20 protein-coding genes are annotated in these 23193 nt (G+C 39.6%); 15 read left to right on the forward strand and 5 right to left on the reverse strand.

What is annotated here, in order from left to right; translation table 11 throughout:
- Positions 1-1498 (reverse strand): efflux RND transporter permease subunit (locus ACFE90_RS10995; protein WP_375500366.1); only part of this gene is annotated, 1498 nt, incomplete at its 3' end.
- 79 nt (positions 1499-1577) lie between these two features.
- A complete protein-coding gene (locus ACFE90_RS11000; protein WP_375500368.1) occupies positions 1578-3035 on the reverse strand; it encodes an efflux RND transporter periplasmic adaptor subunit in 1458 nt (485 codons plus the stop codon).
- 690 nt (positions 3036-3725) lie between these two features.
- Here ACFE90_RS11000 and ACFE90_RS11005 point away from each other — a divergent pair.
- From ACFE90_RS11005 to ACFE90_RS11015, 3 genes are all read left to right on the forward strand, one after another.
- Positions 3726-4607 carry an Npun_R2479 family HD domain-containing metalloprotein gene (locus tag ACFE90_RS11005; RefSeq protein ID WP_109009623.1) on the forward strand — a complete coding sequence of 294 codons (882 nt, stop codon included), beginning with the start codon at positions 3726-3728 and terminating at the stop codon, positions 4605-4607.
- Between the two features lie 104 nt (positions 4608-4711).
- A complete protein-coding gene (locus ACFE90_RS11010; RefSeq protein WP_375500371.1) occupies positions 4712-5827 on the forward strand; it encodes an ABC transporter permease in 1116 nt (371 codons plus the stop codon).
- A 145-nt stretch (positions 5828-5972) separates the two neighbouring features.
- Positions 5973-6416: a hypothetical protein gene (locus tag ACFE90_RS11015; protein ID WP_375500373.1), complete on the forward strand. Its 444-nt coding sequence runs from the start codon at positions 5973-5975 to the stop codon at positions 6414-6416.
- A 16-nt stretch (positions 6417-6432) separates the two neighbouring features.
- Here the strand turns inward: ACFE90_RS11015 and ACFE90_RS11020 are convergent, their stop codons facing one another.
- Positions 6433-7458 (reverse strand): ABC transporter permease, encoded by a 1026-nt coding sequence (locus ACFE90_RS11020; RefSeq protein ID WP_375500375.1) that lies wholly within the window; start codon positions 7456-7458, stop codon positions 6433-6435.
- Between the two features lie 78 nt (positions 7459-7536).
- Positions 7537-9189, reverse strand: a complete 1653-nt coding sequence (locus tag ACFE90_RS11025) for an ABC transporter substrate-binding protein (RefSeq protein ID WP_375500377.1) — start codon at positions 9187-9189, stop codon at positions 7537-7539.
- 235 nt (positions 9190-9424) lie between these two features.
- Between ACFE90_RS11025 and ACFE90_RS11030 the strand changes: the two genes are divergently transcribed.
- Both ACFE90_RS11030 and ACFE90_RS11035 read left to right on the forward strand, forming a co-directional pair.
- Complete coding sequence (locus ACFE90_RS11030; protein WP_229493277.1) at positions 9425-9643, forward strand: helix-turn-helix domain-containing protein; 219 nt, start codon at positions 9425-9427, stop codon at positions 9641-9643.
- A 2-nt stretch (positions 9644-9645) separates the two neighbouring features.
- Positions 9646-10536 (forward strand): hypothetical protein, encoded by an 891-nt coding sequence (locus tag ACFE90_RS11035; RefSeq protein ID WP_375500379.1) that lies wholly within the window; start codon positions 9646-9648, stop codon positions 10534-10536.
- A 46-nt stretch (positions 10537-10582) separates the two neighbouring features.
- Here ACFE90_RS11035 and ACFE90_RS11040 read toward each other — a convergent pair whose 3' ends face one another.
- The gene (locus ACFE90_RS11040) at positions 10583-11458 is read right to left on the reverse strand and encodes a DNA adenine methylase (RefSeq protein ID WP_375500381.1); all 876 of its coding nucleotides are present in this window, start codon (positions 11456-11458) and stop codon (positions 10583-10585) included.
- Between the two features lie 292 nt (positions 11459-11750).
- On the opposite strand from ACFE90_RS11040, the gene ACFE90_RS11045 reads away from it, so the two are divergent.
- The 10 genes from ACFE90_RS11045 (at position 11751) to ACFE90_RS11090 (ending at position 23022) form a co-directional block, all read left to right on the forward strand.
- On the forward strand, positions 11751-12077 hold the full coding sequence (locus ACFE90_RS11045; RefSeq protein ID WP_375500383.1) for a hypothetical protein: 327 nt from the start codon (positions 11751-11753) through the stop codon (positions 12075-12077).
- A gap of 471 nt (positions 12078-12548) precedes the next feature.
- Entirely contained in the window at positions 12549-14078 is a 1530-nt protein-coding gene (gene psbB / locus ACFE90_RS11050; protein ID WP_375500385.1) for a photosystem II chlorophyll-binding protein CP47, read from the forward strand.
- Between the two features lie 112 nt (positions 14079-14190).
- On the forward strand, positions 14191-14298 hold the full coding sequence (locus ACFE90_RS11055) for a photosystem II reaction center protein T (protein ID WP_084227385.1): 108 nt from the start codon (positions 14191-14193) through the stop codon (positions 14296-14298).
- 309 nt (positions 14299-14607) lie between these two features.
- Complete coding sequence (locus ACFE90_RS11060) at positions 14608-15705, forward strand: 30S ribosomal protein S1 (RefSeq protein WP_375500387.1); 1098 nt, start codon at positions 14608-14610, stop codon at positions 15703-15705.
- Between the two features lie 159 nt (positions 15706-15864).
- Entirely contained in the window at positions 15865-16599 is a 735-nt protein-coding gene (locus ACFE90_RS11065) for an HAD family hydrolase (protein ID WP_375500389.1), read from the forward strand.
- 1030 nt (positions 16600-17629) lie between these two features.
- Positions 17630-18274: a DUF4360 domain-containing protein gene (locus ACFE90_RS11070; protein ID WP_375500391.1), complete on the forward strand. Its 645-nt coding sequence runs from the start codon at positions 17630-17632 to the stop codon at positions 18272-18274.
- Positions 18275-18787: 513 nt separating this feature from the next.
- Complete coding sequence (locus ACFE90_RS11075) at positions 18788-19429, forward strand: DUF4360 domain-containing protein (protein WP_375500393.1); 642 nt, start codon at positions 18788-18790, stop codon at positions 19427-19429.
- A gap of 727 nt (positions 19430-20156) precedes the next feature.
- Positions 20157-20792 carry a DUF4360 domain-containing protein gene (locus tag ACFE90_RS11080; protein WP_375500395.1) on the forward strand — a complete coding sequence of 212 codons (636 nt, stop codon included), beginning with the start codon at positions 20157-20159 and terminating at the stop codon, positions 20790-20792.
- A gap of 805 nt (positions 20793-21597) precedes the next feature.
- A complete protein-coding gene (locus ACFE90_RS11085) occupies positions 21598-22230 on the forward strand; it encodes a DUF4360 domain-containing protein (protein WP_375500397.1) in 633 nt (210 codons plus the stop codon).
- 183 nt (positions 22231-22413) lie between these two features.
- Positions 22414-23022, forward strand: coding sequence for a DUF4360 domain-containing protein (locus ACFE90_RS11090; RefSeq protein ID WP_375500399.1), 609 nt, complete (start codon positions 22414-22416; stop codon positions 23020-23022).
- Positions 23023-23193 lie beyond the last annotated feature (171 nt).

Genomic DNA, 23193 nt, shown 5'->3' on the forward strand with positions numbered 1-23193 from the left:
CTGTTCCCCCACTCCCCTCCTCCTGTAAAAGATACGCCCCCATCATTGGCGTAACCATCCGCGCTACCAGAGTTGAGAAAATTGTGGAAACAGCAACGGTAACACCAAATGGTTGGAAAAACTGCCCCGGAATCCCACCCATAAAAGCAACGGGTAGAAACACCGCAATAATCGTCGCTGAACTTGCTATTACCGCTAACCCTACTTCGTCGGAAGAGTCAAAAGCAGCTTCCCAAGCTGACTTGCCCATAGCCATGTGCCGTTCCATGTTTTCAATTTCCACAACGGCATCATCTACCAAGTTGCCCACCGCCAGCGCTAATGCCAACAAAGTCATGTTGTTGAGGGTGTAACCAAGGGCTTGCTGCACTGCGAAGGTGGGAATTATGGACAAGGGTAAGGCAACAGCCGTAATTAATGTTGCTCGCCAGTCCCGCAAAAATACTAAAATAACGATCACTGCCAGCAGCGAAGCTTGAATCAATTCATCAATGGTGCTTTGGTAGGATTGGCGAACAATATCGGCTCTAGTAAAAATTAAATCTAGCTTCACATCTGCGGGAAGGGTTTTTTCCAGTTCTTTGACTGCTGCTTTGACTCCTTGTTCCACAGTCACCAGAACGCTGCCAGTACTACGCAACACTTGAAAAGCTACCACAGGTTGATTATTCAAGCGGGCGGCTTGACGCACATCGCCAAATTTATCTTCTACGGTTCCCAAAGTGGATAAGGGTACGGAACCGCCTTGTGGTAAAAGGATTTCGTAGGTTTTCAACATATCCACACTGGCGGCACTCCCTAAAGTGCGGATACTTTGTTCGCTACCACCGACTTCTGCCCGTCCCCCAGGTAAGTTAATATTTAAAGCGCGGATTTGGTCGTTTACCTGGGTGGCGGTGATACCCAAAGATTGTAAGCGGTTTGGATTAAGATTAATCCGAATTTCTCGGTCAACTCCACCCACACGCTGAATTTGTGCTACACCACGGACTCCCAATAAGGCGCGGCTAATGGTTTGATCTACAATATTGCTTAATTCTTCTACGGAACGCTGATCTGATTTAACTGCGTAAGTAATCACCGGGCCGCCGGAAAATTCCAGACGTTCCACAATTGGATCGTTAATATCTTGGGGTAAATCTTGGCGAATTTGAGCGATCGCATTCCGAACATCATTAGTGGCGCGATCGCTATCTGTACCCAAAACAAAATTGATTGTCGTGTTAGAATTCCCATCGCTGACGGTGGAAATCATATAATCGATATTGCCCAACCCCGCGACGGCATCTTCAATTTTTTTCGTCACTTGGGATTCTAGTTCGGCCGGGCCTGCACCCGGTTGGGTGACTTTTATCGAAACTGTTGGCACATCAATATTTGGGTTAGTATCAATCCCCAAGGATATAAAGGAGAACCAACCCACAACCGTCAAAATTAAAAATAAAACTATTGTAGGAACGGGTTTTTTAATCGACCAAGCTGAGATATTAAAGGACATTAGAAAATTTTAGATTTTAGATTTGTCATTAGTCATTGGTCATTTGTCATTGGTTATTTCTCCCCATTCCCCCTTCCCTTCAAATTGCCACTCGAACCTTATCACCATCTTTGAGATATCCTGCACCATCAACTATGACGCGATCGCCTAATTGCAACCCACTTTTGATTTCCACTTTATCGTCGTTCGCAGGATCTCCTAACTCTACTTTTTGGCTGCGGACTATATCTCCACTCGATAAAGTAAATACAATTACACTTGAGTCTGCTTGAGATTGCACTGCTTTTTGCGGCACTACTATCTTTATCCCTGAGTTAGTAGTAATTGCAGCACTAGCAAACATTCCTGGTTTAAGTAAAGTTGTTGGCGGTAAGTCAATTTTGACTGTAGCCTCCCGCCTTTGATCGTTTACCTGTGGCTGTATCTCCCTGACTCGTCCTTGCGATCGCACGCGCTGATCGATATCAGAAGTAATTTGCACAGATGCGCCAATTTTCACTTGATTTAGTTGAATTTCGGGTACTTTAGCCTGAAGTTCCAACTTTTCATCTTGGATAATCGAAAACAGCTTTTGTGTGCCACCAATCACAGTTACCACCTGAGTTTGTGGTGGTACACCAGTCACATCACCAACTCTGGCTAATTTCTCGGCTATTACTCCAGCAACCGGCGATCGCACCACAGTTTGTCCCAACTGAGTTTGTAGTTGTTGCACCTTAGCAGCACTGCTCTTGACATCGGCTTTGGCTTTGTTGATGATAGCTTGGGCGTTACCAATATTAGCTTGGGCGCTGCCGATATTAGCTTTAGCACTACGCACATTTTCTTGGGATAGATTCACAACTTCTACGGCAGTTTTCACAGCGTAGGAACGAGTATCGAGTTCTTGCTTACTAATCGTCCCAGAGTCAGCGAGTTGTTGATAGCGCTGATAATTCTTTGCTGCTTCTTCTAACTTCGCCTTAGCTTGAGCTAAATCTGCTTGTTTCTGCTGGACTATCGCTTTATTTGATGCCAAATCTGCCTGTTTAGAAGCTAAATCTGCTTGTTTTGATTCCACATCCGCTTGTTTTGATTCTACATCTGCTTTGGCTTGGCTAATTTGGTTTTGCAGTATGGAACCATCTAACACCGCCAACACTTGGCCTTTTTTGACAAAAGTTCCTTCTTTTACATCTTCGGGGATGCTTTTGATTTGTAAGCCGTTTGTCTGCGGTAACACCGGAATTAAATCGCGTGCTGCTACAGTTCCAGTAGTTTTGAGGGTACGGAAAACATGGGCGGTTTCTACTGTGGCGATGGTAACTGTCATTGCTGGGTTAACTTTTTTATCCGCTACCGCGCTTGGTTGACGAGATGAAAAACGACTTAATATACTCATCCCACCAAAGGCGATCGCAATTCCTAAACCAGCACCCAAGAATAACGGCTTCAACCATGCCCTGGTTAGTTTTTGATCTGATTTGTTCAGAAAGCTCCTATCTTCAGAGGTTATAGCTTCTTCCACCTCGATTTCTGAAATACTTTCATCGCTCACAGTCCTACCTCCACTTTCTGTCTATGCATACCAATCTTGGTATTTTCTTAAGAAAACTTGAAGTTTATTTACTTCATATCAACTATGACGCATTTCATAGTAAATGTCTTTTATATAGTAACGTATATAATTAAACAATATTTCTAAGAGTAATTACTAAGCAAAAAGGCTTAAAAAATTTATGTAAATTATGATATAAAAAATTATCTAATATCATCTAGCGACTCAAGGTCACACACTATATGTATTTAGATCACCGTCAACCAATGCTTAGATATGAAAAACTAGTGAAGCGAATCTAGATTGATCTAATTTCAAATCCAGCCTTTTATGTATAAAGTTATATCAAATAAATATTTTTGTACAGCATCGATAATTCCTCTGAAGCCTTTGTGTTATCAGGAAACCATTCTCTACCACGCAATTTAGGCATAGGACAAGCTAGCGTCCAGAGCTACACATGAGTTACAAAGGAGCAAAATATATAGTCCTAAATTCATGTGAGTTCGACGAACCTCTCTTATCCAGCCTCCCTCCGAAGAGGAGAAATGAAATAATAGGCTTTTTAAGCCTCTCTCCTAGAAGGAGACAGGAATAGGGAGTAAGGTGAAATTCCAGCAAGGGTAAACCTGATTATGGAATTTTGAAATCAAATCAATAAATAATTGGTATTTACCAGAGTAACCAGATATGTTCAATGCCACTGAAATTTTAATTGATGCCTTTGTAAATGAAATTCGAGAAGGCTATCGTCGCACCTACGGCTGCTTCAAAAATGATTATCAAGACATTATCGCCTGGGCTGGTAACATGGCTTTAGAAAACATTGCCAATAGTGACGCTCTTTATCACAATGTTGAACATACAGTACTTGTAACCTTGGTGGGGCAAGAAATATTACGTGGTAAACACATTAGGGAAGGCGGTGTTTCTAGTGAAGACTGGCTGCATTGTATAATTTCCTTGGTGTCTCATGATATTGGCTATGTTAAGGGAGTTTGCCGACAAGACCGAGAGACAGCAAACTTATATTCTACAGGTAAAAATGGCAAAATGATTTCTGTAGCTCCTGGCGCTTCTGATGCCAGTCTGACGCCGTATCATGTAGATAGAGCCAAACTTTTTATTGATGAGCGTTTTGGAGGTCACAAGTTAATAGATGCTGAGGCAATTAAGAGCAATATTGAATTGACTCGATTTCCTGTGCCTGCGGCAGAAGATCATCAAGATACAAGGTGTTTTGCAGGATTAGTCCGTGCTGCTGATTTGATTGGTCAACTAAGCGACCCACGTTACCTGAAGAAAATTACTTCTTTATTTTACGAGTTTGAAGAAACTGGAGTAAATAAAGTTTTAGGCTATAAAACCCCTGCTGATTTACGTAATAACTACGCTAAGTTTTACTGGAATGGCGTCTATCCCTATATCCAAGAGGGGCTGCATTATTTATCACTGACACAACAGGGAAAACAAATTCTGGCTAATCTCTATTCAAACGTGTTTGTTGTAGAACATGAAAAACAACAGGAAGAACAGCAGCGCTATTTAGAAAAGTTAGGAGTTGGGAATTAGGAATTAGGAGACGCGATTAATCGCGTCTGTACAGGAGTTGGGAGTTATGAATTAAGATAAAAGTTTAATAACTCATAAATCCTAACTTATAACTCCTAACTACTATGGATTGGTGGCGACGACTGAAGAAAAATCCTTTGGCACGATTTGGGGCAATTTTGCTGTTAGTTTTCTACATAGCAGTAATTGCAGCAGATTTTGTAGCTCCTTATGACCCCTATGCTTCACAGCCCAATGGTTCATTGCTGCCACCAACTAAGATACATTGGGTTTCTAAGTCAGGGCAGTTTATTGGGCCGTATATTTACCCGACGACTCAGGGAGACACGAATTTAGAAACAGGCGATCGCGAACTCATTGTAGACTTCAAAAAGCCCTCACCCCTGCGTCTACTTGTCTCCGGGCCAGAATACCGATTGTTGCAGATGAGTTTGCCACTACCTCCTAAGTGGGATGAGGTCACAATCTTTCCTGGTATCCCCTTAAATTGGCATTTATTTGGCACAACAACTGGCGCAAACTTCAACATTTTGGGCACTGATGACCAAAGCCGCGACCAATTCAGTCGCTTGCTGCATGGCGGTCGCATCAGTATGTTTATCGGGATTTTTGGCATTATCATTACTTACCCCCTCGGTTTGATTATCGGGGGAATTTCTGGCTACTTCGGCGGTGTGACTGATAGCGTCATTATGCGCTTGGCAGAAGTGCTAATGACTTTCCCTAGTATTTATCTTTTGGTGACTTTAGGAGCAGTTTTACCACCTGGTTTAAGCAGTACCCAACGCTTTTTGCTGATTGTGGTGATTACTTCGGTTATTAGCTGGGCTGGTTTAGCACGGGTTATTCGGGGACAGGTACTATCAATTAAAGAGCGAGAATTTGTCCAAGCCTCGCGTGCAATGGGCGGAGACCCAATTTATATCATCCTCCGCCACGTTTTGCCGCAAACGGCTAGTTATGTAGTTATCTCTGCTACTCTTGCAATTCCCAGCTTTATTGGTGCAGAGGCGATATTAAGTCTCATCGGCTTGGGAATTCAACAACCAGACCCTTCTTGGGGAAATATGCTTTCTCTAGCTAGCAATGCTTCAATTTTAGTACTGCAACCTTGGTTAATCTGGCCGCCGGCTGTGCTGATTATCCTCACAGTATTGGCATTCAACTTACTTGGTGATGGGCTGAGAGATGCCCTCGATCCTCGTAGTTTAAGAAGATAAGCCCTCAATAATAGCAAATGCTGTCGCTGAAATAACAAATGCGTACGCCGAAGTAACAAATGCGTACTCTAAAATAGTAAATGCGTACGCCAAAATAACAAATGCGTATTCTGAAATAGCAAATGCGTACTCCGAAATAGCAAATGTGTACGCCGAAATAACAAATGTGTACGCCGAAGTAACAAATGCGAACTCCGAAATAGCAAATGCGATCGCCGAAATAACAAATGCGTACGCCGAAGTAACAAATGCGTTCGCCGAAGTAACAAATGCGTTCGCCTTTATTATTACTAAATCTCCAGAAATTCTAATTTTGACAGCACCAGTAATTATAGTTGTAAAAGCTAAAAAAGAAAATATTAATGCGGGTTTCGGTCAGTGTGCAGCAGAAATGGTAGCAGCCCAAATTTTTAATCAGCAAGCTCCAACTGAAATTAAAACAATTTACGGCGCAGTCACAACGGGCAGCATTTGGCAATTTCTGAAACTAGAAGAACAAATATTGAGCATTAATTTAAGCGAATATTATCTCAAAGATGTGAATAAAATTCTTGGTATTTTAGCCAGTAGTATTTCTCAAGAAAATTAACAAAATGTCAAACAGCTTAATATCGAATTCGCGGGTCTACATAAGCATTTAAAATATCAATCAAAATGCTGGCGCTCACGACGATCGCACCAAAAAATACCATGATTCCCTGTACAGTTGGATAATCGCGCTCAGTAATTGCTTGATACAATCTATTTGCTAAACCAGGCCAAGAAAATGTTACCTCAGTCAAAATTGCACCACCTAACAAAGAAGCAAACGTCAATCCTAAGACTGTAATTACAGGTATTAAAGCATTTTTTAAAGCATGGGAGACTAAAATCTTATTTTCAGAAATACCTCTGGCTTTGGCTGCTTCTACATAATCTGCTTGCATGATTTGCTTTAAATTTACTCGCACAATCCGCTCAAAAATACCACTTAGTAAAAGTCCTAATGTGCAAGTAGGAAGAATCAGATAGTATAAAGCAGTAAAAAATTGTGTGAAATTGCCATGTAATAGACTATCTATAGTGTATATTCCAGTTAAATTTTGTGGTGCTGGAATTGTTGCAGGGAAGCGCGTTCCCAAGGGTAACCAATCAAGCTGAACGGCAAAAATTAATTGCAAAATCATTCCCGCCCAAAACATGGGAAGTGAGTATGTGATAATACCAAACAAACGTCCTCCCGCATCCAAAGGTGTGCCAGGACGAGAAGCAGAAATTGTACCTACGGCAATGCCTACAATCAGAGCGATCGCAATACTATATATCGCTAACTCTGCTGTTGCTGGGAAGTGTTGCCAGATAATATCCCAAACTTTTTGTCCTCTACTACTTGTAGAATTTCCCATATCAAGGTGCAGCAAGTTTCCTACATAGTTGAGGTATTGTAGCCCAATAGGAAGATTTAAACCTAATTGTTTTCGTAATTCAACCTTGGCACTTTCTGGCGCACGTCCACCAAGAATTGCATCAGCCGGATCTCCTGGTGTTGCGCGTAATAGGAGAAATACAATTGTGATAATAGTCAACAATTGAAGTGGAGCTAATAGCAATCGGGTAGTAATGTAATATGTTATGGCTTTGGAACGAGACATAATTAGTTAAAAGACAGCAGACAGGAAATATGAGGACAAGAAAGACAAGAGGAATAACTACTGATAAATGACAAATGACTACATTTTGATTGTTTTATATACTAAATTCTGAGTGGGATCGAGTTGGACACCGCTCATACCTCTTTGGGCAAAAACAAAGTCTTTACTTTGCCATAAGGGAACATAAGGTACGTCATTTACTAACAGGTCTTGAATTTCTGCAAAGATTTTATTACGAACTTCAGGATTTTGCTCTTGCCGCTCCTGGTCAATCAATTTATTCATGCGCTCGCTATAGTAAAACGACCCCTGAGACTGACTTCCACCGTCTTTACATCCCTTCTCTATTGACCCTTTATCGCAAGAAACAAATGGTTGAATGTAATTGTCTGCGTCTAAAAAATCAGGATACCAATCAAGCAAAATTGCTGGATATAATCCTTTGGGAATTTGTTGAAAAAATGTTGTAGAATCTACAGCAATAACTTCAAATTGCAGGATTCCATCCATTGTTTTATTGGCAAGTGCTTTGATAACTATCGCTGCCAAACTCCGAGTAGGAGAACTAGAGGGATACCAAATTTCTACTTTTGCTGGATTAGTTTTTGAGAAACCGGCTGAGGTGAGCAATTGTTTTGCTTTTTCTATATTGCCATTGCCATATTCCTTTTGAAATACAGGCTTGTAAACATCTAAAGTTGTTGGTATCATACTGTAAGCTGGATCTGCTTGACCATACCAAACTCGCTCTTTGATTTGTAATCGGTCAATCATTGCTGCGATCGCTTGTCTAACAGCTGGGTTATCTAAAGGCTGTTGATTCCTGTTAAGAGCCATATAACTCATCACACTACCCTGATTCGGAATTGCCTGCCAATTACCTTTTTTTGCTTTTTCTTCTAAGCTGCGAATTTGATCGGGATCCATAGATAAATAAGCTACATCCACAGCTTTTTTACGAAAGGCATTATACAAATTCACTCCACTGCTGAGAATTTGTACGTTAATACCGCCATTTGTTGGCTTTTCTCCCCAATAATTATCAAAAACATCAAATTGCACCGAAGCCGGGCCTAAATTTGCTAATTTGTAAGGCCCAGTTCCTACAAAAATATTCGGCTTAAATTTCCCTTCACCAATTTCGTATGCTTTAGGTGAAACTGCACACACCCCAGAAAATGCCAGCAGTGAGGGAAATGCCGCAAAGGGCTTTTTCAGCTTGATTGTTAACTCATTTTCACCTGTAGCTTTTGCCGATTCCACTATATCAGCTAGTAAAAAAGAGGGTTTTCCTTTATTTTGAATAAAGCGCTCAATAGTAAACGCCATTGCTTGGGCATTGAAGGGAGTCCCATCGTGAAAAACCACTCCCCGACGTAAGGGTATGGTATAAGTTAAGCCATCTTGAGTAACTTTAGGTAATGCTGTAGCTAGCTGGGGCTTAATTTCCGTGCTTCCTGGTTCGTAGGTGTAGAGGCGATCGCTCATATTAAACACCAAACCTAAGGATGCTAACTCATAAGCATCAGCCGGATCAAGGGTTCTCGGCTTTGCTGTTGTACCTATAGTAATACGACTATCACCTGTAGGGCTATTTACAGAACCCGATGGTGGCGTAGTTACCTGTGGACGAGGAGCGCAACTAACAACTAAAAATAAACATAGACAGAACAAAGATACGAATTGTGTAATCCGACCCCACCGTTTCACGGACAAGGAAAACCAGGTCATACAGTTAATTTTTATATGATTAGCGGTGAGTGATTATACTATATATTCGCTAGTTTTATAGCAATTTTTACAATTGATTACTAATCTACATACTTTTTATAGAGGGCTTTGCTCGAATAGATGGATTATGTGTATTCAAGATGATTAAGTAAAAATACTTGAATGCTAACTATAGTATGTAGAACTTTAGTATGCATAAGTTTACTAATATCTTTAGTTGTCTTAGCAAAATTCTATGAGAGCTGAGATACTTGATAAATTCGGAAAACGAGTCAGAGATGAAAGATTGCAGAGAGGACTATCCCAAGAGGAATTAGCCGAAAAAGCAGAACTTCATCGCACATACATAGGAATGATTGAAAGAGGCGAAAAAAACATCACTCTTATAAATATTGGAAAAATAGCTAAGGCGCTGGCTATAGCTGTAGATGAATTATTAAAAGATATTAATTAAAAATGGTTACAGAACAACAAGAAGAAAAATGGATAAATGATATTCGGAAGTATTGTAAGTCTTTAAATATATCAATTAACGACTTATGGAAGATTGTAACTGATTTAAAAGTTGCTCCCATGATTCGCGGCAAGGCTTTTGAGTTTTCTACATACTCTAGATTAAAGCAAATTTTGCCCGATGAAAAATGGATTGTAACAAAGCCTATGATGAATGCACAAACTGGAACACATGATATTGATATAAAATTGCAACATAAAGACACAGGAAAAATGATATCTATTGAGTGTAAGTTAGCTAAAAAAGGAGATTTCAAAGTACTCAAACAGAATAAAAGCGGTCTTGGTCAAAAAGGCGATTATTTGATACCTGTTAAGTGTATGCGTTCACGCACTACTAAGAGTAATGACAAAGCCTTAGTGGCAGCAAATAAATTCAACGTTACTCTTGATGCTTTTATTACACATAGTGACCAATATCGTACATCTAGTTTTCATGTTGTTGCTACTTCTATTGGCAATGCTTTTTATAAAACAGGTGAAGATGAAGAGGGAAATATGTCATATATATTTAAACCTACTCAGGAAGAAATGGAATTTATAAAAAAACTAAATCCTTCTAATCTTACTGAAGAATTTATACAAGAATTTGTTTATAATAAAGTTTATTTTGCTAGTTCTTTTGATATAGTTGTATCAAAGGAAACAGGCATTATTTGTGGAAGGAAAAAGTGTCTAGACAAGTCTAATTGTGGGTTTATACCTAACTATCCAGTTATTAATTTTGGCAATGTTAAAAATTTAGAATTAACAGAAGTTCCTTATCCAAAAAATAAATGGATAGAAATAGAAAAATGCGAAGCTTTCTTCGAGGAATTACTTTTAAAAATTTAGATAATTACCTCATTTAAATTTACATTGATTATTTCTATAGAATAATTCAAATTTTTAAAATTAACTGTTCATATTTTTGAAAAGTAGAGTCAAGAGAAGAGTAGTTTAATATAAAAATTTCTTTCCCCTTATATCGTTCACCTTTAAAGTTATCTTGTTTACTTTTTCGATTTTTTTGATCGTCGGTTCTATTAATTGTATAATTCCATTCTTTGTCGTGTATTTCCAACGCCCATTCATATAGGTTTCTAATTGCTTCGCAATTATCGTAAGTTATAAGAAATTTTATTCTCTGCTTATGTCTGTTTAATATTTTGCATAGCCTGAAATGATCGTCTTTAGAAAATGAATGAACATAAAATTTATCTTGATCTGCATTGAAATAAGGAGGATCAATAAATAAGAAAGATCCATCAGGTACAGATTCGATAACTTCTTCAAAGTCGAGATTAGTAATTTTAACGTTTTGAAGTTTTTCAGAAGTTCGACGGATATTTCTGGGCCAATTCTCTGGACGCATACTGTATTTTTCACCATATCCCCAATAACAGTTCTGATGCTTCATGATCCCAGAATAGGAGGTTCTGTTGAGGTAAAACCATCTACCAGCTTGTTCTAATTTGTTTTGTGGTATGAATTCATTTTTGTAATATTTATGTCTTTCTTTAGTAGCAAATTCACCTTCTAAAAATTTTATTAACTCTTCGGGTTTATCTCGAATTATTAATAAGGTATTTATTAATAAATCATCAATATCATTGAGCCAATTAATATTTACTTTATCTTTTACAAAAAAGATAGAACCACCCCCTGCAAAAGGTTCAGCATAATAGGAGTGAGAAGGAATATGATTAAGAATCAAATTGCGAGCATAAAATTTGCCACCAGGATATCTAAATGGTGAGTTTATAGGTTTGTTCATAATTACCTAAAGTATTTATAAAGTTATGTTCGGCATTTGCTAACTATAGTATACATAAATATTTATTGTCAACTTGGCAAGAAAATAAAACTAGTAGTTAAAAATCACATATTATGATTTTGTTATTTATTGTACTGAGTTAAATGAGATGAATAAGTATTTTTCTTATTAAGAAGTGGTCAATAATAATTTAGACAGCCTTAAGTTAAAATATCATTAGTTATACATTATTAATAAATAATATACGATATCGTAAACAGCAGATTGAAAGTTTAATAGTGAGACTAAGAGCGTGAAGTATTTCTTTCTATCTGAGGGATGGGCAGTTGCTAGAGTCTGGGCATCTGATGGACTCTGGCAAATAACCGCATGGCGACGCCAACCAGATATTCAGCGAATGAATATTTGTTTAGTGGAACAAAACGAATTGCTATGGCTTTATCGAGTTGAAGAAGCCGTTTTAACCGTGGAAGTGAAGCCAACAACACCAGTAATTGCCACTAAGACCATAGGACAAGTAGTACTCAAGCGTCTGATGAGCGCTGAACAGGTAATTGAACGCCTGGGTACGGCTGAGGCAAAATGTCAACTGCAAAACATCCAATTGGTGGTTCAGTAGATGGTGGGGCGTTGGGCATTGGGCATTGGTCAAAGAGGTAGAGGGGCAGGGGGAGAATGAGTAATTTACCTCTTTCCCTCCTCTGCTCCCTGCTTTCCACTGCACTCCCCTCATAAAGAAAAGATAAGCAAATTTAATCCTCGACAGCGATTGGTAGCGAAAAAACTTGGACATGCTACGCGATCGCATCAATTTACACGCTTGCAAACAATTCCATCAATAGTTACACTTTTTAAAACATTCTCATTTTTGCTTAGTGATGCCTACCCTACAGGGTAAATCTCAAGGGAGCGAGTAAGCATTGCCAAAGCACCCGCACTGTCTAACTTATAAGACTAAGCTGTGGTAAGGTTCTGGCTGTGGCAATAACAAAAAACAAGAAAGAGTTTTCTGAGTGGCGATTTTCGTTTATTCAGAATCTCAGTAAGAAAATTGCTTTGTAAACTAACTCATCGAGGAGGAGCGTAGTCGATGGGACTACCCTGGTACCGAGTACATACAGTCGTTCTGAATGATCCAGGGCGGCTGATTTCTGTACACTTAATGCACACAGCCTTAGTAGCAGGCTGGGCTGGTTCGATGGCACTCTACGAACTAGCTATTTTTGACCCTAGCGATCCGGTTCTCAATCCCATGTGGCGTCAAGGGATGTTCGTTCTGCCCTTTATGTCACGTTTGGGCGTTACCCAATCTTGGGGTGGTTGGAACGTTACTGGTGGCCCAGCAACCGATCCTGGCTTCTGGTCATTTGAAGGCGTTGCTGCGGCTCACATCGTTCTTTCCGGTCTTTTGTTTTTAGCTGCCGTTTGGCACTGGGTTTACTGGGATTTGGAACTCTTTAGAGATCCCCGCACTGGTGAACCAGCCTTAGACTTGCCAAAAATGTTTGGCATTCACCTGTTCTTATCTGGTCTACTTTGTTTTGGATTTGGTGCTTTTCACGTCACTGGACTATTTGGCCCAGGAATTTGGGTTTCTGACGCTTATGGTGTAACTGGGGCTGCTCAAGGAGTAGCACCAGAATGGGGCCCAGATGGTTTTAACCCATATAACCCTGGTGGCATTGCGGCTCACCACATTGCTGCTGGTGTTGTTGGTATTATTGCAGGCTTATTCCACCTCACAGTTAGACCCCCCGAACGGCTCTACAAAGCTCTGCGGATGGGGAATATTGAAACAGTACTTTCTAGCAGTATTGCAGCAGTTTTCTTTGCTGCTTTCGTTGTTGCTGGTACTATGTGGTACGGTAACGCCGCCACTCCCATCGAATTGTTTGGCCCAACCCGTTATCAATGGGATCAAGGCTACTTCCGTCAAGAAATTCAGCAGCGCGTCCAAACAAATGTTGCCCGAGGTGCAACCCTCGAGCAAGCTTGGTCGCAGATTCCCGAAAAGCTGGCTTTCTATGATTACGTTGGTAATAGCCCCGCTAAAGGCGGTCTATTCCGTACAGGGCCGATGGTCAAGGGTGATGGTATTGCTCAGTCTTGGCAAGGTCACGCCGTATTCAAAGATTCTGAAGGCCGGGAATTGACCGTGCGTCGTCTCCCCAACTTCTTTGAAACCTTCCCAGTGGTCTTGACCGATGCAGATGGAATTGTCCGCGCTGACATTCCCTTCCGTCGGGCAGAATCTAAGTATAGCTTCGAGCAATCTGGTGTCACCGTCAGCTTCTATGGTGGCAATCTGAATGGTAAAACTTTTACAGAACCAGCTGATGTGAAGAAGTATGCCCGGAAAGCTCAAGGCGGTGAAATCTTTGAATTTGACCGGGAAACCTTGAACTCTGATGGTGTATTCCGCACCAGTCCTAGAGGTTGGTTTACCTTTGGACATGCAGTATTTGCTCTGCTGTTCTTCTTTGGTCACCTCTGGCATGGCGCTCGGACAATCTACCGAGACGTATTTGCTGGTGTTGATGCGGATCTAGAAGAGCAAGTTGAGTGGGGTCTGTTCCAGAAAGTGGGTGACAAGTCAACCCGCCGGAACGAAGCTCTCTAATTTCAGTGCTGAGTTATGAGTGCTGAGTTCCGAGTTAAGGCTCTGACTCAGCATTCAGGTGACTCAGCACTAAAAACTTTAATTACTGGCTCGATAGGCAGGAAGTCATAATATGGAAAGCGTTGCGTACATCTTGATTTTTACTCTGTGTATAGGTACTCTCTTTTTTGCGATCGCATTTCGCGAACCCCCTCGCTTTGAGAAACCAAAAGATAAGTAGATCCTATATACCAGACCTTTAAGCGGATTTAATCTTAGTATCCGTTGCTACTATGTTTAGTAGCAACGGATATTATTATGTTTGTCCTTTATGTTGCTTCTCACTACTAACGAATGACTAATGACTAATGACTAATCATTTTAATATTGTGATATAATTTCCAATCTTGGGAGTAGATATGTGTTAATACTAGCTTTTCTGCGCTAGGATGAAAATGGATGTTAATGTAAACTGCCATAAAACTGTTTGCATAACACATCGCGCTTGTCGCACAACCTTTACGGAGACTAGAACCAGGAACAAATCAGCATGGTCAATCAGAATTTAACCGCTACAGAAATTGGATTCACTCACGAAGATTTCGCTGCTCTACTTGACAAATACGATTATCATTTTAGCCCTGGTGATGTTGTACCAGGAACAGTTTTCAGTATAGAGCCGCGCGGCGCTCTGATTGACATTGGTGCTAAAACCGCAGCATATATTCCTATACAAGAAATGTCTATTAACCGGGTAGATAGCCCGGAAGAAGTCTTACAGTCAAACGAAACGCGGGAATTTTTCATCCTTACCGATGAAAACGAAGACGGTCAATTAACCCTTTCCATTCGCCGTATTGAGTATATGCGGGCTTGGGAGCGCGTGCGACAGCTGCAAGCAGAAGATGCTACTGTGCGTTCTGGCGTGTTTGCAACTAATCGCGGTGGAGCATTGGTACGGATTGAGGGATTACGTGGCTTTATCCCCGGCTCCCATATCAGTACCCGCAAACCTAAAGAAGAATTGGTAGGCGAAGATTTGCCATTAAAATTCCTTGAGGTGGACGAAGAACGTAACCGCTTAGTTCTATCTCACCGTCGGGCGCTGGTTGAGCGTAAGATGAACCGCCTAGAAGTCGGCGAAGTAGTAATTGGTACAGTTCGTGGGATCAAACCCTACGGTGCTTTCATCGATATTGGCGGCGTCAGTGGTCTACTACACATTTCTGAGATTTCCCACGAACATATTGATACACCTCATAGCGTGTTCAATGTCAATGATGAAGTAAAAGTTATGATCATTGACTTGGATGCAGAAAGGGGTCGGATTTCCCTATCTACCAAGCAGCTAGAACCCGAACCTGGCGACATGATTAAAAACCGGGATTTGGTCTACGATAAAGCAGAAGAAATGGCTGCTAAGTATCGTGAACAACTGTTAGCCAAGCAACAAGGTGCTACTGCTGCGGCTGCTACATCTGCGGAAGTTGTAGCAGAAGAAGATATTCCACCAGCAGTGGAACTTGACGAAGATATTCCACCAGCAGCGGAACTTGAAGAAGATATTCCACCAGCAACGGAAACTGAAGAAGAAATTCCACCAGCAGTGGAAACTGAACAGGGAATTCCAGCAGCTATTGAAGAATAATACATTTATAGTTTTACTTATTTGTAAGTAAGAGTATTAAATCATTCTAGAAAGAGGGGAAAACCCTCTTTTTTTATGTGGAGAATTGGGAGCAATTAGGAGTTAAAAATAAAAACTTATAACTCTTCATTTTTAACTAAATAAATGGAATGAAATATTATGGCAACTATTAAATGTAGAAACATCACTTTTGATAATATCCAGGCAATTTTGTTTGACAAAAACGGTACTTTAGAAGATTCAGAAACGTATTTGCGATCGCTCGCACAAAGAGCAGCAAGGTTGATAGATGCTCAAGTTCCCGGTATTGGGGAACCGCTATTAATGGCATTTGGTATCAATGGGAATATTCTAGATCCGGCGGGTTTGATATCGGTAGCGAGTCGCCGTGAAACAGAAGTTGCGGCTGCGGCATATATTGCCGAAACAGGTAGAGGATGGTTTGAATCCTTAAAAATAGCCCGTCAAGCTTTGGATGAAGCGGAAAAATACATTGAAAAAACTCCTTCACCCCTGTTTGTGGGTAGCTTAGACTTGTTGAAATACCTACGGAAAACTGGTTTGAAACTCGGTATCCTCTCAGCTGCAACAAGTGATGAAGTACATAATTTTGTAGAGAATCACCAATTAAGTGATTATATCCAGTTGGAAATGGGAGTAGATGAGGGGCCGAGTAAACCAGATCCAGTGCTATTTTTGCAAGCTTGCCAAGCTTTGGGAGTCCAACCAGGCGTTACATTGATGGTAGGTGATTCCGTTGGTGATATGCAAATGGCGCGTGATGCTAAAGCCGCAGGTTGTATTGGTATCACTTGGGTGGGTAAGTCGGATAACGTCCGAGGTGCAGATGTGGTGATTAATCAACTTGATGAAATCCAGATTTTCAAAGATTAGTAGGACTTACGCATTGACAGAAAAGCCAAAACTAACAGGTATAATTTTCAAGGCTTATAGCTAGGTTTTTCAATGATATTTTGGCGATCGCACCCAATCAAAGGTGATTGACAAAAGCCTGAAATAACGTATTTACCTTAATGCACAAGATAGTTATTTTGTACAGTGCGTAAGTCCTAGATTAGTTTACCTTTAACAACGCCAAATAGCTGTTGAAAGGATCTTAGGTAATAGCGATGTCTGACGACAAGCACTGATGCTCGTAAGCCTTGCGTTAGTTACGTAAGAGCATGTGACTTGCCGCTGAGTTCGCAGTCGTCTGACGCCACTTGAGAGCAGTTGCTACAACCGGGGCAACCCCTATAACCCATTGCCTCCTCTACTTGGGGCCTCCCTAAGTAGAGCAAGTAGCTGCCGAAGAAAACCCTACCAAGAGCGCTGTCTTACCGCTACATACCTAAGTACTTTCCCGTAATAATTTGTTAAAATTTATTTTATCTATTCCTTTAGATAGATATAAAATATTTCTCAGATGACTTACTATTTTTTCGAGGCTTGTTACAAGAGCAATACTCAATGGAAAAATTCAGAAGTCAGAATTCAGGAGTCAAAATCAATTAGTGGGGGATTAAGACCCGCCTACTTGTAGTTGACCCACTAAATCTTCTCTTTTGGAGACGCTACGCGAGCAATTTAGTCGCCGCCTTAAACCATTTATTCATCCGCTCGTAGGGTAGCTACCCCAGTTGTACAGAATTAAATTCTAGATTGCCAATTTTTAACTCCTGAATTCTTGTCTGATAAGTGAAATACGCTGATAAATAATTAATTTCCCAGCTAGAAATTGATTGTTTTATCATGTTTCTGTCTCCCTGAACAGAGTGTATTGAACATATTTAATAACTGCTAAAAGTCCCCAAACCCCAAACAGGTTGCTGGGTAAAATTCCTTTGCGTAGAAGTATCTTAGGAATTTTAAATTGCAGCTAATGTCCACAGGAAATTACACGTTTTTGCGGAGTCCAATAATTATGAAAATTTTAACTGGTCTGATTTCCAGCTTGACACTACTGAGTTTAAATGTTGTAGGTTTATCTCAGGTACAGGCTCAAACACAAGAAGGATTTACATTTCAAAAAGTTCCAGTAACTCTTTTTGGAAATGGTTGCCCAAAGGGAACAGCAGAGGGAATTTTGGTTGGAGATACTCTTTCAGTAACATTTTCAGAATTTGAAGCTAAAGCTGAACCTCCTAAGGTTGTATCAGCATCCTGCAATCTGCGGATCGGTCTGAATGTGCCTTCTGGAATAAACGTTCAGCCAATTAACGTCAAGTATCTTGGCTTTGCAGATGTGCCTAAAGGAGGCAGTGCAAACCTGAATGTTAGAATACTATTTCAAGGTCAAATAGTTCCAACTACCAATAATCCAAACGGAACGTTTCCAGCTGGTTTCTCAGATGTTTGGGACAAAGATGTAGGTATTACATTAGGCACAATAAATGCATGCAAGAAGCCAGTGAGTTCGATTTTTGGTATTAATACAAATCTGACGGCAAGAGCTACAGATGTATCAACTAAACCTAAAGGTCTAGAAACCCAAATCCGAATTGATACAATCGACACAACAATCGGCCCTGTATTGTTCCAAATCAAGTTTGCTTTTACTCCTTGTTAGGTTTTTTAAATGCATAATCTGCATTTAATTTTTCACAAAAGCTGATGCCTCTAAGAGGATGTTTTAAAAATCCCGGTGGCTCAGGTCAACTGCAACGAAAAAATAAGGTTTCAGCCATGTCCTGAGATAATTACCCGTACTTTATCATGAGAGCAAAATACTGTTTTAAAACATCCTCTAAAGTTGCTTTACCAAACTTATCCAAAGATTTCTTCAAAGCGATTGGAAGAAATCTTTGGCACTCTGTTTTGAAAAAGAGTATTGGTGACAAAATGGCAATTCTTAAATAAATGAATACGCTGATAAATAATTTCACAGCTACAAACTCATTATCTTATCATATTTCTGTCTGCCTTAATCAGAGCGTATTGCAGACAATTAAGAACTGCCATAAGTCCCCAAATCCCAGAAAGGCTAGTGGGTAAAATCCCTTTGTAGCAGAAGTATCTTAGGGAATTTTAAGTTGCAGCTAATTTGTACAGGAAATTACACGTTTTCGCGGAGTCTAAAAATATGAAAATTTTAACTGGCCTTATTTCTAGCTTGACGCTACTGAGTTTAAATGTTGTGGGTTTATCTCAGGTACAGGCTCAAACAGAAGGATTTGAGTTTCAAAATGTTCCAGTAACTCTTTCGGGAAATGGTTGCCCAAAAGGAACAGCACAGGGAGTTTTGAATGGAGATACCCTTTCAATAACATTTACTGAATTTGAAGCTAAAGCTACACGTCCTAATGTTATATCAAAATCTTGCAATTTGCGGATCGGTCTGAATGTACCTTCTGGATTTAACGTTCAGCCAATTAACGTCAAGTATCTTGGCTTTGCAGATGTGCCTAAAGAAGGCAGTGCTGACCTGAACGTGAAACTACTCTTTCAAGGTCAAGTAATTCCAACTGACAATAGTCCAAACCGAACGTTTCCGGCTAACTTCTCAGATGTTTGGGACAAAGATGTAAGTGTTACATTAGGCACAATAAATGCATGTAAGAACCCAGTGAGTTCGGTTTTTGGTATTAATTCAACTCTGACGGCAAGAGCTACAAATTTACCAAGTAAACCTAAAGGTCTAGAAACCCAAATCAGAATTGATACAATCGACACAACAATTGGGCCTGTATTGTTCCAAATCAAGTTTGCTTTTAATCCTTGTTAGGTTTTTTAAATGCATAGTTAGTTTTGCATTTAATTTTTTTCAAAACCCACTCCCTATAAAGCTGCTTTACCAATTTATCGAAAGATTTATTCCAATCCCTCCGAATAAATCTTTTATTCTCTGTCTTGATAAATAGTTAAGTCAAGTCAAAGTAGCTGCTCAAGCTAACGAAATTACAGTTGGCAAAACATCTGTCTTTGGATAGGTAAAATATATTTCTTTGTGATTTGGAATTTTTTCAAGGCTTATTATGAAGGCAATTCTGAATTGAAGAAGAATTCAGAAGTAAGAATTCAGGAGTCAGAATCAATTAGTGGGGAGTTCAGTCCCGCTATTTTATTGTTGAACACTAAATCGAACGCGAGTGCGTCCCCAAAAGAGAAGATTTAATGGGTCTTAAATCCATTTTTTCATCCCCTGTAAACTCGCTACGGCTGCGCTATCCCCCAGTTGTATAGAATTCAATTTTGAATTTTAAGTCCTAACTCCTGAATTATTTTCTGAGAAATGAAATACGCTGATAAATAATTTCCCAGTCATAAATTGATTGTTTTATCCTATTTCTGTGTCTCTTAAACAGAGTGTATTACAGACAATTAAGAACTGCTATAGATCCTCAAACGTGGAAAAGGCTACTGGGTAAAATTTGTTTTTGTAGAAGTATTTTAGAAATTTCGTATTGCAGCTAATATCCACAGGAAATTACACATTTTCACGGAGTTATTAGATGAAAGTTTTAACTGGTATGATTTCCAGTTTGACGCTACTAAGTTTAAATGTTGTCGATTTATCTCAGGTACAGGCTCAAACACCAACAGGATTTAAGTTTCAAAGAGATACAGCAACTTTTTTTGGAAATGGTTGCCCAAACGGAACAGCACAGCTAGTTTTGAATGGAGATACTGCTTCAGTATCATTTTCTGCGTTTGAAGCTAAAGCTTCACCTCCTAAGGTTGTATCACTATCCTGCAATCTGCGGTTCTCTCTTAATGTACCTTCTGGATTTAACGTTCAGCCGATTAGCGTCAGGTATCTTGGCTTTGCAGATGTGCCTACAGGAGGCAGTGCTGATCTGAGAGTTGAAATATCATTTCAAGGTGGAAGTGTTGCAACTATCAATAATCCAAACCAAACGTTTCCGGCCGGCTTTTCAGATACTTGGAGCAAAAATATAGATGTTATAGCAAACACAATAAATGCATGTAGTAGACCAGTAAGTTCGGTTTTTGGTATCAATTCAACTCTAACTGCAAGAGCTAGAGGTATAGCTGCAAATCAAGAAACCCAAATCCGAATTAATACAATTGACACAACAATCAAAGATGTATTGTTCCAAATAAAGTTTGCTTTTAAGCGTTGTTAGGTTTTTTAAATGTATAATCAGTTTTGCATTTAATTTTTCCCAAAAGTTTCCGAGGTTTTGATGTTACAAAAAATACTTTTTAAACATCCCCCTAATATTCACAGGAAAACCTGCTGTTTGTAAAACTGCTTTACCAACTTATCGAAAGATTTATTCAATCGCTTTGAATAAATCTTTGACTTTCTGTCTTGATAAATAGTTAGGTCAAGCCAAAGTAGCTGATAAATATAACGAAATCACAATTTGCAAAAAATATGTCTTTGGATAGGTAAAATATATTTTTCTTTGATATTTTGATGGTATAATATTTGTAAAACTTCTTTTTGTGAGGGCAATTCTTAATTAAAGAAGAATTCAGAAGTAAGAATTCAGGAGTCAGAATCAATTAGTGGGGGTTCAATACCACCATTTTATTGTTGAACACTAAATCGAATGCGAGTGCGTCTCCAAAAAAGAAGATTTAGTTAGGGTCTTAAACTCACTTATTCATTCGCTGGTAGACTCGCTACCTCTGCGTTATCTGCTTTTTCGTGCAGAATTCAATTCTGAATTCTAAGTCCTAACTCCTGAATTATTTTCTGATAAGTGAGATACGCTGGTAAACAATTTATGAGTCAGAAATCGATTTTTTTATCATATTTCTGTCTTTCTTAACCAGAGCGTATTCCATACATTTAATGATTGGTAGAAATGTCCAAAACCCAAAGAGTCTGCCAGGTAAAGTTTTTTTGTATAGAAGTATATTAGGAGATTGACATTCCATGTAATATTCATAGGAGATTATAGATTTTCGCGGAGTTATTAGATGAAAGTTTTAACTGGTATGATTTCCAGTTTGACGCTACTGAGTTTAAATCTTGTGGGTTTATCTCAGGTACAGGCTCAAACACAAGGATTTGAGCTTCAAGAAGTTCTAATAACTCTTTTAGGAAATGGTTGCCCAAACGGAGCAGCAAAGGGAATTTTGAATGGAGATACTCTTTCAATAACATTTTCTGAGTTTGAAGCTTTAGCTTTACCTCCTAAGGTTGTATCAAAATCCTGCAATCTGCGGATCGGTCTTAATGTACCTTCTGGATTGAACGTTCAGCCTATTCAAGTCAAGTATCTTGGCTTTGCAGATGTGCCTATAGGAGGCAGTGCTAACCTGAACGTGAAAATAGTTTTTGAAGGTCAAGAACTTCAAACTATCAATGATCCAAACGCAACGTTTGCGCCTGGTTTCTCAGCTACTTGGAGTAAAGATGTAGGTATTGTATTAGGCACAATAAATGCATGTCAAAACCCAGTAAATTCGATTTTTGGTATCAATACAAATCTAACGGCAAGAGCTAGAGATATACCTGCAAATCAACAAACCAAAATCCGAATTGATAAAATCGATACAGAAATCGGCCCTGTATTGTTCCAAATCAAGTTTGCTTTTAATCCTTGTTAGGTTTTTTTAATGCATAGTCAGTTTTGCATTTAATTTTTCCCAAAAGCTGATCTTTGTAAAGCTGCTTTACCAACTTATCAAAAGATTTCTTCCAATCGCTCTGAAGAGATTTTTTACTCTGTGTCTTGAGACATAGTTATTGACAAGAAACCTGAGAAGCTCTCCTTATTTGAGATGAAAGATATGAAAGTTTTAACTGCTCTTATTTCCAGTTTGACGCTACTGAGTTTAAATGTTGTGGGTTTATCTGAGGCACAGGCTCAAACACAAGGATTTCAGTTTGAAAGTGTTCCAGTAACTGTTTTCGGAAATGGCTGCCCGTCGGGAAATGCCCTAGTAAGTTTGGTAGGAAATACTCTGTCTGTAACTTTCCCTCGATTTCAGGCTACAGCTGTGTCTCCTAAAGTCGTATCACAATCTTGCAATCTCAGAATTGGGCTTAATGTGCCTAGGGGCTACAAAGTTCAGCCCATTAACCTGAGGTATTCTGGTTTTGCAAATGTGCCTCAGGGAGGTACTGCTGCCTTAAGGGTTAGACCAGTGTTTCAAGGGAAAGTAATTCCATCTACGAATGATCTAAACGCAAACTTCTCGTCTGGCTCTTCAGGTGGATGGCTAAAAGATGTAGCTATTACAGGAGATACAGTAGACGCGTGTGCTAACCGAGTGAATTCGGTTTTCGGCATCAACACAACTTTGATAGCGCGTGCTACAAATGTAGCTGCGGGGCAGCAAACTCAAATTGGATTCAATGGAATTTATAGAATTAGGTTTAATTTGACTCCTTGTTAGTAGGAGCAGATATAGCGGTGCAATGTAGAAAGTCGAATGTTAGAGGATTAAATTAGTCCTCACAAAAAATCAGTGAAAAGCCAGCGCACCAGCCTTAGTATGATACTGGGCTGGTGCTTTTGTATATCTTTGTGCAACCTATCTCTGATTACACTGGCTACTGGTGGATTT

This window comes from uncultured Nostoc sp. (assembly GCF_964245445.1).
In the GTDB taxonomy this organism is placed as follows: Bacteria; Cyanobacteriota; Cyanobacteriia; order Cyanobacteriales; family Nostocaceae; genus Nostoc.

Coding starts and splice junctions, on each gene's coding strand:
- ACFE90_RS11090 (WP_375500399.1), top strand. CDS start 22,414: ATGAAAGTTTTAACTGCTCTTATTTCCAGTTTGACGCTACTGAGTTTA.
- psbB (WP_375500385.1), top strand. CDS start 12,549: ATGGGACTACCCTGGTACCGAGTACATACAGTCGTTCTGAATGATCCA.
- ACFE90_RS11080 (WP_375500395.1), top strand. CDS start 20,157: ATGAAAGTTTTAACTGGTATGATTTCCAGTTTGACGCTACTAAGTTTA.
- ACFE90_RS11085 (WP_375500397.1), top strand. CDS start 21,598: ATGAAAGTTTTAACTGGTATGATTTCCAGTTTGACGCTACTGAGTTTA.
- ACFE90_RS11010 (WP_375500371.1), top strand. CDS start 4,712: ATGGATTGGTGGCGACGACTGAAGAAAAATCCTTTGGCACGATTTGGG.
- ACFE90_RS11060 (WP_375500387.1), top strand. CDS start 14,608: ATGGTCAATCAGAATTTAACCGCTACAGAAATTGGATTCACTCACGAA.
- ACFE90_RS11005 (WP_109009623.1), top strand. CDS start 3,726: ATGTTCAATGCCACTGAAATTTTAATTGATGCCTTTGTAAATGAAATT.
- ACFE90_RS11025 (WP_375500377.1), bottom strand. CDS start 9,189: ATGACCTGGTTTTCCTTGTCCGTGAAACGGTGGGGTCGGATTACACAA.
- ACFE90_RS11040 (WP_375500381.1), bottom strand. CDS start 11,458: ATGAACAAACCTATAAACTCACCATTTAGATATCCTGGTGGCAAATTT.
- ACFE90_RS11030 (WP_229493277.1), top strand. CDS start 9,425: ATGAGAGCTGAGATACTTGATAAATTCGGAAAACGAGTCAGAGATGAA.
- ACFE90_RS11065 (WP_375500389.1), top strand. CDS start 15,865: ATGGCAACTATTAAATGTAGAAACATCACTTTTGATAATATCCAGGCA.
- ACFE90_RS11020 (WP_375500375.1), bottom strand. CDS start 7,458: ATGTCTCGTTCCAAAGCCATAACATATTACATTACTACCCGATTGCTA.
- ACFE90_RS11075 (WP_375500393.1), top strand. CDS start 18,788: ATGAAAATTTTAACTGGCCTTATTTCTAGCTTGACGCTACTGAGTTTA.
- ACFE90_RS11035 (WP_375500379.1), top strand. CDS start 9,646: ATGGTTACAGAACAACAAGAAGAAAAATGGATAAATGATATTCGGAAG.
- ACFE90_RS11070 (WP_375500391.1), top strand. CDS start 17,630: ATGAAAATTTTAACTGGTCTGATTTCCAGCTTGACACTACTGAGTTTA.
- ACFE90_RS11055 (WP_084227385.1), top strand. CDS start 14,191: ATGGAAAGCGTTGCGTACATCTTGATTTTTACTCTGTGTATAGGTACT.